The organism is Microcoleus sp. Pol12B3 (genome assembly GCF_036701355.1).
Classification (GTDB): Bacteria; Cyanobacteriota; Cyanobacteriia; order Cyanobacteriales; family Microcoleaceae; genus Microcoleus.
Genome location: NZ_JAUBQS010000100.1, coordinates 1 through 13230, shown reverse-complemented (window position 1 = coordinate 13230; position 13230 = coordinate 1). Strand labels below are relative to the sequence as shown.

The window sequence follows — 13230 nt, the reverse complement described above, 5'->3', positions numbered from 1 at the left end:
TTCCCTAACTGGTTAACGATTTTTTTTCATTTTACCTCATTTTTTAAAAGTCTCATACTTATTTGAAATGACTATAAATACGATCGCCTTCGGTACGATAACTAGCTCTCCCCCATCACTAATAATTTGAGTTGAACGCAGCAGAATCTTTTCAACAGTACCTTCAAAGCCTTCTACAATTATCCGATCGCCCCATTGAAACGATTCGTGCAACAGCAACAATATTTTCCCTAAAAAGTATTTGAAGATGTCTGGGAACGCGAAACTAATCCCTACTCAACCAAGTCATAACAAACCAATGATATCTGCCGGACGCCAAGCTGGGAACGCAATCACGCAGGCGCTCCAACTGCCAGCAGCCCAAATGAGAGTGTCAAATAATTCAAGAATGCCACGCTAACACAAAAAATTGAGATCGATCTGCCGACATGAATGTTTGACTCTGACTGTGGGGGTGAGTCCATCGACTTGTTCGCTAATCATTAAAACACAATCAAAATTTAAGATTAGCAGCGCCGACCCCGATCGAGTAAAATCACAACACTTGCCCGCCGATGACTTAATCTGCTAAAACTAACAAAGTTTGATGATTTCTGAGAAATAACATACATGGTTGCTACATCCGTCAAGATTAAACACGAAGTCAAAGACTTGTCCCTCGCCCCCTTGGGAAAGCAACGCATCGAGTGGGCCGGCCGGGAAATGCCCGTTTTGCGGCAAATTCAAGAACGCTTCGCTAAAGAAAAGCCTTTCGCTGGCATTCGCTTGGCTGCTTGCTGCCACGTAACCACAGAAACCGCTCATTTGGCGATCGCCATCAAACTCGGCGGTGGCGACGCCGTACTGATCGCCAGCAACCCCTTGAGCACTCAAGATGACGTAGCGGCTTGCTTAGTTGAAGACTACGGCATTTCCGTCTTCGCCCTCAAAGGAGAAGACGCGGCTACCTACGAACGTCACGTCTACACAGCCTTAGACCACCGCCCCAATATTATCATCGACGACGGCAGCGACGTGGTAGCGGCACTGATCCAGCATCGCCCGAACCAAATTGCCGACTTAATCGGAACTACCGAAGAAACTACCACAGGCATCGTGCGCCTGCGGGCCATGTTGAAAGACGGCGTGCTGACTTTCCCCGCAATGAACGTCAACGACGCCGACACCAAGCACTTCTTTGACAACCGCTACGGCACCGGTCAATCTACCCTAGACGGGATTATCCGCGCTACCAATATTTTGTTAGCAGGTAAAAATATTGTGGTTGCAGGTTACGGTTGGTGCGGCAAAGGCACAGCACTGCGCGCCCGCGGTATGGGTGCTAACGTAATTGTCACCGAAATCGATCCGATTCGGGCGATCGAAGCAGTGATGGACGGTTTCCGCGTCATGCCGATGGATGAAGCAGCAACAATCGGAGATATATTCATTACCGTTACCGGCAACAAACACGTCATTCGTGCCGAACATTTCGAGACAATGAAAGACGGCGCAATTGTTTGCAATTCCGGTCACTTCGACATTGAAATTGACCTCAAATCCCTCGGCGCAAAAAGCACCGACGTGAAAACGGTCCGGTCTTTCACTCAAGAATATCACCTCAATAATGGCAAGTCGATTATTGTGTTGGGTGAAGGCCGTTTGATCAACTTGGCAGCAGCCGAAGGACACCCCAGCGCTGTGATGGATATGAGCTTTGCTAACCAAGCTTTAGCCTGCGAATATCTGGTTACGAACAAAGGCAAACTAGAGCCTGGTATTCACTCAATCCCGGTGGAAGTTGACAAAGAAATTGCCCGTCTCAAATTGGAAGCAATGGGTATTCATATTGATACCTTGACTGCTGAACAAATAGAGTACACAAATTCTTGGACTTCGGGTACTTAATCATCGTTTATCGTTCCCCGACTGTGCCGGGGAATGAATACAACGAGGCTCTGTTTCCCTTATAGGGAGTCGAGGCAGAGCCTCTAGATATGCGTTATTCGGCACAGTCGAGTAACGAGCAATGACTAATGACTAATGGCTACGGACTTCTTCTTACCAAATTAGTGAATCAAAATGGTTGAATGGATAACTAACACAATGCAGTCGATGGGGTATCTCGGAATAGGGCTGTTGATGTTTTTAGAAAATCTTTTCCCCCCCATACCCTCAGAATTGATTATGCCCCTGGCAGGATTCACGGTATTCCAGAACAGAATGGAGTTTTCACCGGCCATCGCAGCAGGAGTAATCGGTACAGTTTTGGGGGCGCTTCCCTGGTACTATGCCGGTAAATTATTGAGCGAAGAACGCTTGAGGAATTTAGCCGACAAATACGGCAAGTGGATCACAGTATCGGGCGCTGATATTGACAAAGCAAATAGATGGTTTAACAGACACGGCAACAAAGCCGTGTTTTTGTGTCGCCTAGTACCCGGAGTTCGCACCATAATTTCCCTGCCCGCTGGCATCAATAATATGCCTTTAATTCCTTTTTTAATCTACTCTACAGGCGGCACTCTTTTATGGGTAAGTTTCCTGACTTTTGCCGGATATAAACTCGGGGAAAATTATACACTTGTAGACGATTATCTGGGCCCTGTTTCCAAAATAGTTGTGGTGATTATAGTCATCTGGTGTATTTTGTGGATTGTGAAGAAGAATATGCAAAAAGAATAAAATTTTAGATAAATGCAGACATCCCCAAAAAAATCTGCGTTTATCTGCTGTTATCTGCGGTTAATAATCAATTTATCAAAAATTTATACAAATATTTAGGATTGATTGAGGTTTAGGGAGACAATCGTGGCAAAATAGGGAACATTCCTATCCCCGCCGTTAAGATATGTACGAAAAGATTGTCGCCCCAACAACAGGTTCTAAAATTACTTTCAAAGACGGTTCGCCGATCGTCCCTAATGACCCGATTATTCCCTTCATTCGCGGCGACGGTACCGGGGTTGACTTGTGGCCTGCATCCCAGAAAGTCATGGATGCGGCGGTAGAAAAGGCTTACGGTGGCGATCGAAAAATCAACTGGTTTAAAATCTATGTAGGCGACGAAGCCTGCGATGTCTACGGTACTTACCAATATCTGCCCCAGGATTCCTTAAACGCCATCAAAGAATACGGAGTTGCCATCAAAGGGCCACTGACAACCCCAATCGGGGGCGGCATTCGATCGCTAAACGTAGCTTTGCGGCAAATCTTTGACCTTTACGCCTGCGTGCGACCCTGCAAATATTATGCTGGAACACCATCGCTACACAAAACTCCTGAACTCCTAGATGTAATTATTTACCGGGAAAATACAGAAGATATTTACCTCGGCATTGAATGGGCAAAAGGCAGCGAAATCGGCAAAAAATTGATTGAATTCCTCAATAATGAGTTAATTCCTGCAACACCAGAACATGGCAAAAAACAAATTCGCCTCGATTCGGGAATCGGAATTAAACCCATTAGCAAAACAGGTTCTCAGCGTTTAGTACGACGCGCTATTACCCACGCTTTACGGTTGCCAAAAGAGAAGCAGCAAGTAACTTTAGTGCACAAAGGCAACATCATGAAATACACCGAAGGAGCTTTCCGAGATTGGGGTTATGAATTAGCAACTACCGAATTTCGCGCTCAGTGCGTGACTGAAAGAGAGTCTTGGATTCTTGGCAACAAAGAAAAAAATCCCGACATTAGCTTAGAAGATAATGCCCGCCAAATAGACCCTGGATATGATGCTTTGACGCCAGAAAAACAAGCCAAAATTCGTCAAGAAGTCGCCGATGTTCTGTTTGCAATTTGGGACAGTCACGGCAGTGGTCAGTGGAAAGAAAAAATTATGGTCAACGACCGAATTGCTGATAGTATTTTCCAACAAATTCAAACCAGGCCGGCAGAGTATTCGATTTTGGCGACAATGAATCTGAACGGGGATTATTTATCCGATGCGGCCGCCGCCATTGTCGGCGGATTGGGTATGGGTCCCGGCGCGAATATTGGTGATGAATGTGCAGTTTTTGAGGCAACTCACGGCACTGCACCGAAACACGCCGGTTTGGATAAAGTCAATCCCGGTTCCTTGATTTTGTCCGGGGTGATGATGTTAGAATACCTGGGATGGCAGGAAGCAGCAGACTTGATTAAGAAGGGTTTGGGAGCGGCAATTTCTAACGGTGAAGTTACTTACGATTTGGCGAGGTTGATGGAACCGCCGGTGCCTGAGTTGAAGTGTTCGGAGTTTGCGGAGGCGATTATTAAGCACTTTGCTGATTAGGTTTTAAAGATTTTTAACCGCAGAGGAACGCAGATAAGATTGGTAATATCTTTGTCTGTCTGCGGTTAAAAAATTGCTATTTTTGCAGTTCGGGAACAGCCATGCCGCGCTCAACGGCGGGACGGTTCTGCAAGGTTTCTACCCAACGTTTGAGATGGGGGTGGTTGTCGAGGGTTAATCCTTGAAATTCGTAAATAGCAACCCAGGGATAGGTAGCAATGTCGGCGATCGAATAGTCGCCGCAGATGTATTCGTATTTTGCTAGTTGAGTGTCTAATACTCCGTAGAGCCGCAAGGTTTCTTTTTCGTAGCGCCCAATCGCATAGGGAATTTGTTCGGGTGCAAAGCGTTTGAAGTGGTTGAGCTGACCAAACATCGGACCGACGCTGGCCATTTGAAACATCAGCCACTCTATAACTTGAAAGTATTTTTGTTTGTCTGCGGGCAGAAATCTGCCGCTTTTTTCGGCAAGATAGATCAGAATAGCGCCAGACTCGAAGACGGTGATGCCGTTATCTCGATCGACTATCGCCGGAATTTTGCTGTTGGGGTTGATTGCGATGAATTCTGGGCTAAATTGGTCGTTTTTGGTGATGTCGATGACGTGCACGCTGTAGGGTAAACCTATTTCTTCGAGCATGATCGAGACTTTGCGACCGTTCGGTGTGGTAAAAGTGTACAGGTCGATCATAAGTTGTCCGCCTTTTCTCAAGCAGGTATAAACTATATTATAATAATTTAAGGCAAATAGCTAATCAGAATGGATATTATTCAAATTCTCAAAGACGATTATCAAAGATTTCCTCAAAATCAGACTTACAGCATTTACGCCAAAGATGTTTATTTTGAGGATCCGGTGAATCGATTTACAGGAGTCGATCGCTACCGCAAAATGATCGGGTTTATGGGGAATTTTTTTAAAGAAATTAAACTAGACCTGCACGGCATTTCGCGATCGTCCGATCTTATAGAAACTCGCTGGACTTTGAGCTGGCTCGCACCGCTACCTTGGCGACCTAAAATGGCGATCGCTGGTAGGAGCGAACTGAAAGTCAACAGCGACGGTTTAATTGTTTCTCACATTGATTACTGGGACTGTTCGCGGTTGGATGTGATCAAACAGCTTGTATTTCCTCTGAAAATTAATGTTTGATAATTTTTCTTAGGTTTGTTAGCAATAAAAATGGTGTTTCAAGAGCGAGCTCCCTTTTTTAACCGCAGATGTTAGCAGATAAACACAGATGAACGCTGATGGATTTTTATTTGTTGCAATTGATATCTGAGATAAATAATTTTAACTGATCTTGACATTTCAGAAATTTCGTGAGTCACAGGAAAGGCGCTGTGTTCAGTGGCTGCTTGTCGCCCCAATTAATTACCGCACAAAATTAATTTTTGTTACATAACGTTACAATATAAAAGTAAACTACTTTCAGGCGAGCTAAACAATCAATGCGCTTAATATTAATGACTGGAAAAGGCGGCGTCGGCAAAACCTCCGTAGCCGCTGCGACTGGGCTGCGATGTGCCGAATTGGGATACAAAACCTTAGTGCTGAGCACTGATCCCGCTCACTCCTTAGCCGACAGCTTTGACATGGAACTCGGACACGATTCGCGGCTGGTGAAGCCGAATTTGTGGGGAGCAGAATTAGACGCTCTCAGGGAATTAGAAGGCAATTGGGGAGCAGTTAAGCGCTACATTACTCAAGTCTTGCGAGCGCAGGGGCTCGAAGGCGTTCAAGCTGAAGAATTAGCCATCTTGCCAGGAATGGATGAAATCTTCGGTTTAGTGCGAATGAAGCGGCATTATGACGAAGGTGAATTTGATGTTTTAATTATCGATTCTGCCCCAACTGGCACTGCATTGAGACTGCTAAGTTTGCCGGAGGTTGGCGGCTGGTACATGAGAAAATTTTACAAGCCACTGCAAGGCATATCCGCCGCCCTTCGGCCTTTAGTGGAACCTATTTTTAGACCGATTGCGGGTTTTTCTTTACCAGACAAAGAGGTGATGGATGCACCTTACGAATTTTACGAACAAATCGAAGCTTTGGAAAAGGTTTTAACTGACAATACTGTCACTTCGGTAAGGTTAGTTACTAATCCAGAAAAAATGGTAATTAAAGAGTCTCTGCGCGCTCATGCCTATTTGAGTTTGTACAATGTAGCCACAGATTTAGTAGTAGCTAACCGGATTATTCCCGCAGAAGTAACTGACCCATTTTTCAAACGGTGGAAAGAAAGTCAGGAGCAGTACCGTCAGGAAATTCACTCAGATTTCATGCCGCTGCCAGTTAAGGAGGTGCCACTTTATTCTGAAGAAATGTGCGGTTTGGCAGCTTTGGAACGGTTGAAAGAAACGCTTTACAAAGACGAAGACCCCAGTCAAGTTTATTACAAAGAAAATACGATTAAGATCGTGCAGGAAAACAATCAATATAGTCTTGAGCTGTATTTGCCCGGAATTGCTAAAGATCAAATTCAGTTGAGCAAAACGGGAGATGAGTTGAATGTTCGGATTGGAAATCACCGCCGTAATTTGGTGTTGCCCCAAGCTTTAGCGGCGCTGCAACCTTCGGGGGCGAAGATGGAGGATGATTATTTGAAGATTAAGTTTGCTTAACAAGACTTACGCAGGCACGCTATATGTAGTGTACCTGCGTAAGTCCTGTCTCTCTGGAGGGCATTGGGTGCAGTCAATGGACGGTATCAACCATTACCAACTGCGCGATCGAGTATTTCAAAGTCAACTAGATCGACTAACCCATAACCATTCTCAGAGAACCGATATTCTCCGCGTTCTAGTGCATCTGCAAAAATCTCCAGATAAACTCTAAAACTAGGTGCAATAAGCCCTCTAGTAGCCTCCTGCCACTCTACAATAATGACTTGTCCAACATTTCCGGCTGCTGCTGGGGCTAAATCTACGCATTCGCAAGCACCATTGCTTTCGTTTGTGAATGGAATCCAATTCGGGTTCCACCAACCGTTCCAGATTCATTCAAAAATGTCGTCGCGATCGCACATTGGTAACAAGTTAAGCTTGTATGCCAGTTGTCAAGGGGAGTTCAGCAGAAGTATCAAAGAAATATTGATTTTGGTCTCGCTATCGAGCGGGTAAAGGGGCAACAATTAACTTAACATTGGGCTTTCGTTGAGACTTAACAATACCTAAATCTCGATTTTCTCTTCAAGACTAAATACTCGATAGGGTCAGTTGTCTTACCTTGTTGGCGGGCTACATAAAAATGGTAAAGACCCCGGTAAATCATTTCTAATGAAATCGAATCTATTGGTAAAGAGAGTCGATCGGAAACGGCCTCACCTAAATCTACTAAGATTGCATAAAATATCCAAGTTCCCCAAATTTGAAGCTGAATGCCGTTAAGAGAACCCGTCCACAAATAACTTAATCCCAAGAGTATTTTTACGGTATTAAAAGCTTCTTCAATTCTCCACCGCCTGCGATATAAGTCTGCTACGACTTAGGGTGGTAAAACTTGAGGATCTAGTACGCTTGTCAAATAAGAATGCCAGGTTTTACCCGAACGAACTTCTATCAGACGCAAGGTAATAAATGGAGTTTTTGCTGTTCCTGAACCCAAACGTACCCGACTATCTTTCAGGTCATAACTTTTGGTAAATACTTGCTGTACTTGAATTGCTGCTGCTTTTTTCAAACGAGTAATGAGCGTGAAGCTCTCGTTCAATTAATTTGAGCCAAAAGCTAAAATGATAAAATCCTCTATCCAGTAAGAGTAAGGTTTTAGTTGGCACCAATTGCAGGATATTTTCTTCAAGCTTAACATCAGAAGCTCTCGGGTTTTCTAGGAACCAAATCTCAACAGGAAGCCGGGTCATTAAATCTATGACTGTTGCCATTTTTCCTTCCAACTGCCCTGTGGGTATATCTTCCAAGCTTTTGAGCTTGCAAAATAATGCTTCGAGGGTTGAACTATCTACTATCCAAATTCTTGAAAAATTTCTTAAGGCAAATTGAATGCTTTCTGGTAGGGGTCGTTGGTTTCTCTGGTGCCAAGCATTTTTTAAACTCGGCAATAAATTTTTGAATACTCCCTCAAATAATGCGGCGAGAAAACTTAAAAATCTTTGAGACATTGCTTGTTGAGTGACTGTCGTAGGTCGGCACCACAAAAAACCTTCTCTTGCCAGCATTCTTGTAAGTTCTGTTACTCCCGCTACATCTCGCCATAGCAGGGTTAATACCACTGCTACCATCAACGGCAGGTTAAGAATTCTCAGCGAATAAACCTAGTTGACGGTAGTAGTTTTCTTGTGAGACGATCGCGGGTGTTAATAATGCCGATAGTTGCGAGGCAATCGCTTCATCTTCCACCATCGGTTTTGTGGTTTTTTTGGCGTGGTCACGGTTGGTTTTTTGACTTTTAGCCATATTTACAAACCTACACAATCGCTCAATTATTTGTCCATTATATCGTTCGATCGTACCAACGCTCGCAATTGATCGTGCTAGACCCAACGCTCGAAAGTGCACGGCTGTGGTGCAACTATTATCTCGCGCCGGTCACTATTATCGATCGTCCGCCATTATTATCGATCGCAATCCCACACCAATCGAGCCAACAACTTATTAATAATGATAATCGTCCTAGGCCTGGGAGAGTCCGCCGCAGGCGGACTCTCCCACCCTTACCCCAGGTTTGATTATCATTATTATCTCCTTATATTTATGCACAAAGGGGTATTGACAAAATCTACTCCTTTCTAATTTGTTACCAATGGCTTCTCCCTAATCTATGGATATTGCCGAAGTTTTGACACTGGCAGATGAGCTAATTTTTGCTAAGACGGGAAAGCATTTAGATTACGTGCAAGAAGCGATTCTGCAGGGAACTTTACAAGACACAACTTACACGCAAATTGCTCAAGAAGTTTACTCAAGTCCAACTCATGTCAGAAATGTCGGTTCACAACTTTGGAAAATACTTTCTAAAGAATTAGGAAAAAATATTACTAAAGCAAATTTTACGACTGTATTAGAGAAGGGTAAAATTTATAATTATCAATCAGCAATTGTTGAAAATATAACAGGCGAGAGTATAACAGTTAATAATAAGCTTAACATTTGTCGTGAAAAAGCCCGATCGCCCAAAACACCTCAAAACCCCTAACCAACAGCAAAACAGCCCCACATCGACTTAGACGACGCACCAGAAATCTCGACATTTTACGATCGCACATCCGAACTTTCCACCCTCAAACAATGGATTTTGGAAAACCGCACCCGTCTCATCAGCATCTTAGGATTAAGCGGAAGTGGCAAAAGTGCGATCGCACTGCAACTAATCCAACACGTTCAATATGAATTCGACTGTATAATCTAGCGAAGCCTCCGCCACGCGCCACCCCTCCAAACACTCGAAACCGACTTAATTCAATTCTGTAGGGGCGGTGCCCCCGTGCCCGCCCCCGAAGAAAGGGCAACCACCGGGGGATTGCCCCTACAATATTTGCGATCGCATCGCTGTCTGATCATCCTCGATGACGTACAAACAATTTTCAGCAGCCAACAACTAGCAGGAAACTATCAACCAGGATATGAAAATTACGGCACTTTCTTCAAACAAATAGCAGAATCATGCCACAAGAGTTGCATAATCTTGATTAGTTGGGAAAAACCCAGAGAAATTGCAGCCTTAGAAAGCCACCCGAAAATTTGTCAAACATTGCAACTCAATGGTTCAGGCGAACCAGCGCGAGAAATATTCACAGAAAAAGGTTTAGTTGAATCGGAAAACCGATCAAAATTGATAGACCTTTACCGAGGAAATCCCTTGTGGTTAAATACCGTATGCGCTGCAATTCAAGACTTATTTAGTGGCAATATTTCTGAATTTTTATCCTAAAATAGCCTAGTTTTAGGAGACTTAGAATATTTATTGCACAAACATTTTCAGCGCTTGTCAGACTCCGAAAAACAAGTAATGTCCTGGTTGGCAAATCAAATCAAAGCAGTCGAAATCTCCAAAAACCAGCCCTCCTGGAATTATCCCCTTCTGAATTCCTCAAAGCCGTCGAATCCTTGAGACGGAGGTTATTAATCGAAAAAGTTCAAAAAGGCGATCGCACTCTCTTCCAACTCCAACCAGCTATCGCAGAATATGTAAAAAGTCACATCTTATAGCAGTTTTAGGAACAGGCATCTTGCCTGTTCCACAATAGATGAAGTTTATGGCAATAGTTTTAGTAACAGGCAAGATGCCTGTCCTACAATAGATGAATTTTGCGGCAGCAGTTTTAATAACAGGCAAGATGCCTGTTCCACAATATATGAATTTTCTTGTGGGGTGGGCTTCTAGCCTGCCCTGAAAGGATTATTCAAAAATTAGCAAAACATTAATCCAAACATCCGCATTTAGCCTTAAAATTAAAAAGACTGACTAGCCAACAATGCCCTATGTTTGAAGCCCTCGCCGATCGACTCGAATCCACCTGGAAAAAACTGCGCGGACAGAATAAAATTTCCGAGTCCAACATTCAAGACGCCCTCAAAGAAGTCCGCCGCGCCCTCCTGGAAGCCGATGTCAACCTCCAAGTCGTCAAAAACTTCATCTCAGAGGTAGCGGCAAAAGCACAAGGCGCAGAAGTCGTCTCAGGCGTCCGTCCCGACCAACAATTCATCAAAATTGTCCACGACGAACTCGTGCGCGTCATGGGGGAAACCAACGTACCCCTCGCCACCGCCGAATCCGGGCCCACAGTCGTGCTCATGGCCGGTTTGCAAGGAACCGGGAAAACCACAGCTACCGCCAAACTAGCGCTGCACCTCCGCAAGCAAAATCGTACCGCACTGCTAGTCGCAACCGACATTTATCGACCTGCGGCGATCGACCAATTGCTAACCCTGGGCAAACAAATCGACGTACCAGTATTTGAATTAGGCAAAGACATTGACCCCGTAGAAATTGCCCGCCAAGGCATCGAACACGGCAAACAAATTGGCATCGATACCATCATCGTCGATACAGCAGGCCGCCTGCAAATCGACCAAGACATGATGGCAGAATTGGGTCGCATCAAACAAACAGTACAACCCCACGAAACGCTGTTAGTTGTTGATGCCATGACCGGCCAAGAAGCAGCAAATTTAACCCGCACCTTTCACGAACAAATCGGCATTACCGGTGCAATTTTAACCAAATTAGACGGCGACAGCCGGGGCGGTGCAGCTTTATCAGTGCGGCAAATATCCGGCGCGCCGATTAAATTTGTCGGCGTAGGCGAAAAAGTGGAAGCCTTGCAACCATTTTATCCCGATCGCATGGCATCGAGAATACTCGGAATGGGCGATGTCTTGACGCTAGTAGAAAAAGCGCAAGAAGAATTCGACATCGCCGACGCCGAAAAAATGCAAGAGAAAATGCTCACGGCAAAGTTTGACTTTACCGACTTTCTCAAACAAACCAGACTGTTAAAAAATATGGGTTCCCTCGGCGGCATCATGAAAATGATTCCGGGGATGAACAAACTCTCAGATGAACAAATGCGGCAGGGAGAAGTGCAGCTAAAACGCACCGAAGCCATGATCAATTCCATGACAGTCGAAGAACGCCGTAATCCCGAACTTTTAGCAAGTTCTCCATCCCGTCGCCGCCGCATCGGCAAAGGCGCAGGCTACGCTGAAAACGACGTGACTAAGCTGGTCAGCGATTTCCAGAAAATGCGTACAATGATGCAGCAAATGAGTCAAGGCAACTTTACAGGAATGGGAGGATTGCCGGGAATGCCCGGAATGCCGGGAATGGGCGGCCCCGGAATGCAGCCCGGTTCCCGCGGCTATATGGGGGCGCAGCAGAAGAAGAAAAAGAAAAAAGATAAGCCTAAAAAAGGTTTCGGACAGTTGTAGAAAGCGTCAAACATATTGCATCATTGTCAAAAAGTTGTAGATACTGTCTTGACCTGTCAATGGGTAGCGTTCAAATAATTGGGGTCCATTCGGCTTTTGGGATTTTAAAATGCCAAAAGCCAAATGAACCAGTTTCCTCATCAAGGTCCCAATTACCTGCATTTTGACCTTTCCACGACCCAACAATCGTTCACTCATAGCTTTGATTAACAGGTTGTGACGCATGGCCACGACTGCTGATAGCTGGGGGGGTGATAAAGAGGTTTAGGAGATAGACGCAATAAGGGTGGCAGCCCGTATACCCAGGGCGAACGCATCTAAATTTTATGTTAACATAATCTGGTATATTGGAGGAGAATTCTTGAGTATCTAAAAAACATTTAATTAGAGTTTACCTGTATGAAACTCAAACCTAAAATCACCATCGCCGACCATTTTGCCGACTTAGAAGATCCCAGAATTGAGCGAACGAAACATCATCAATTAATTGATATTATCACCCTCTCAATTTGTGCCGTGATTTGTGGTGCTGATACATGGGTGGATATTGAAAGTTACGGGCGCAGTTCAATACGAATGGTTAAAGAAAATTTTAGAATTGCCGAATGGTATACCTTCACATGATACAATTGCGCGAGTATTTTCTCGGCTAAAACCGGAGCAATTTCAGAAATGTTTTTTGAGTTGGATTCAATCTATTAATTGCTTCAATCCTGGAGAAGTAATCGCAATTGATGGCAAAACTCTTAGCCATTCTTACGATCGGGGAGGAGATAAAAAAGCAATTCATATGGTCAGTGCTTGGGCGACGAGTCAAAGATTAGTTTTAGGACAACTTAAGGTTGATAAAAAGTCTAATGAAATCACAGCTATTCCGGCTTTACTCAAAGTATTAAAATTGAATGGAAGCATTGTCAGCATTGATGCTATGGGCTGTCAGAGGTCAATTGTAAAGTCAATTGTCGAACAAGAAGGAGATTATGTAATCACCTTAAAAAATAACCAACCATCCCTGTATGCCTTCGTCGAAAGAGTTGTTTAAACAAGCAATTAGACAAGGATTTTCGGGATTTACACATACAGCT

11 protein-coding genes and 3 pseudogenes are annotated in these 13230 nt (G+C 44.3%); 10 read left to right on the top strand and 4 right to left on the bottom strand.

The genetic code is table 11. The features are described 5' to 3' along the window. Positions 1–36: 36 nt before the first annotated feature. Positions 37–249: a mechanosensitive ion channel domain-containing protein gene (locus QUA53_RS27455; RefSeq protein WP_333099333.1), complete on the bottom strand. Its 213-nt coding sequence runs from the start codon at positions 247–249 to the stop codon at positions 37–39. Positions 250–609: 360 nt separating this feature from the next. Here QUA53_RS27455 and ahcY point away from each other — a divergent pair, with 360 nt between their 5' ends. From ahcY to QUA53_RS27440, 3 genes are all read left to right on the top strand, one after another. Further along, a complete protein-coding gene (gene ahcY, locus QUA53_RS27450; protein ID WP_333099290.1) occupies positions 610–1887 on the top strand; it encodes an adenosylhomocysteinase in 1278 nt (425 codons plus the stop codon). A 174-nt stretch (positions 1888–2061) separates the two neighbouring features. Further along, positions 2062–2664 carry a DedA family protein gene (locus QUA53_RS27445; RefSeq protein WP_333099289.1) on the top strand — a complete coding sequence of 201 codons (603 nt, stop codon included), beginning with the start codon at positions 2062–2064 and terminating at the stop codon, positions 2662–2664. A 166-nt stretch (positions 2665–2830) separates the two neighbouring features. Then, the gene (locus tag QUA53_RS27440) at positions 2831–4255 is read left to right on the top strand and encodes an NADP-dependent isocitrate dehydrogenase (RefSeq protein WP_333099288.1); all 1425 of its coding nucleotides are present in this window, start codon (positions 2831–2833) and stop codon (positions 4253–4255) included. Between the two features lie 76 nt (positions 4256–4331). On the opposite strand, the gene QUA53_RS27435 is transcribed toward QUA53_RS27440, so the two are convergent. Beyond that, positions 4332–4946, bottom strand: coding sequence for a glutathione S-transferase N-terminal domain-containing protein (locus QUA53_RS27435; protein WP_333099286.1), 615 nt, complete (start codon positions 4944–4946; stop codon positions 4332–4334). A 69-nt stretch (positions 4947–5015) separates the two neighbouring features. Between QUA53_RS27435 and QUA53_RS27430 the strand changes: the two genes are divergently transcribed. From QUA53_RS27430 to QUA53_RS27420, 3 genes are all read left to right on the top strand, one after another. Beyond that, positions 5016–5408: a DUF2358 domain-containing protein gene (locus QUA53_RS27430; protein WP_333099285.1), complete on the top strand. Its 393-nt coding sequence runs from the start codon at positions 5016–5018 to the stop codon at positions 5406–5408. Positions 5409–5707: 299 nt separating this feature from the next. Continuing rightward, positions 5708–6880 carry a TRC40/GET3/ArsA family transport-energizing ATPase gene (locus QUA53_RS27425; RefSeq protein WP_172188640.1) on the top strand — a complete coding sequence of 391 codons (1173 nt, stop codon included), beginning with the start codon at positions 5708–5710 and terminating at the stop codon, positions 6878–6880. Further along, positions 6873–7094 carry a hypothetical protein gene (locus tag QUA53_RS27420; protein ID WP_333099283.1) on the top strand — a complete coding sequence of 74 codons (222 nt, stop codon included), beginning with the start codon at positions 6873–6875 and terminating at the stop codon, positions 7092–7094. Before QUA53_RS27425 ends, QUA53_RS27420 begins: the two co-directional genes overlap by 8 nt. A 43-nt stretch (positions 7095–7137) precedes the next feature. On the opposite strand, the pseudogene QUA53_RS29395 reads toward QUA53_RS27420, so the two are convergent. Both QUA53_RS29395 and QUA53_RS27415 read right to left on the bottom strand, forming a co-directional pair. Continuing rightward, positions 7138–7224, bottom strand: a pseudogene (locus tag QUA53_RS29395) (hypothetical protein); the annotation flags it as partial. A 70-nt stretch (positions 7225–7294) separates the two neighbouring features. Next, a pseudogene (locus QUA53_RS27415) lies at positions 7295–8617 on the bottom strand (IS4 family transposase). A 418-nt stretch (positions 8618–9035) separates the two neighbouring features. Between QUA53_RS27415 and QUA53_RS27410 the strand changes: the two are divergent. The 4 genes and pseudogenes from QUA53_RS27410 to QUA53_RS27395 all read left to right on the top strand — a co-directional run. Then, positions 9036–9410 (top strand): hypothetical protein, encoded by a 375-nt coding sequence (locus QUA53_RS27410; protein ID WP_333099282.1) that lies wholly within the window; start codon positions 9036–9038, stop codon positions 9408–9410. A gap of 288 nt (positions 9411–9698) precedes the next feature. Continuing rightward, a complete protein-coding gene (locus QUA53_RS27405; RefSeq protein ID WP_333099280.1) occupies positions 9699–10145 on the top strand; it encodes a hypothetical protein in 447 nt (148 codons plus the stop codon). A 551-nt stretch (positions 10146–10696) separates the two neighbouring features. Then, positions 10697–12145 carry a signal recognition particle protein gene (ffh, locus tag QUA53_RS27400; RefSeq protein ID WP_333099279.1) on the top strand — a complete coding sequence of 483 codons (1449 nt, stop codon included), beginning with the start codon at positions 10697–10699 and terminating at the stop codon, positions 12143–12145. 399 nt (positions 12146–12544) lie between these two features. Then, positions 12545–13230: pseudogene (locus tag QUA53_RS27395) on the top strand (ISAs1 family transposase); the annotation flags it as partial.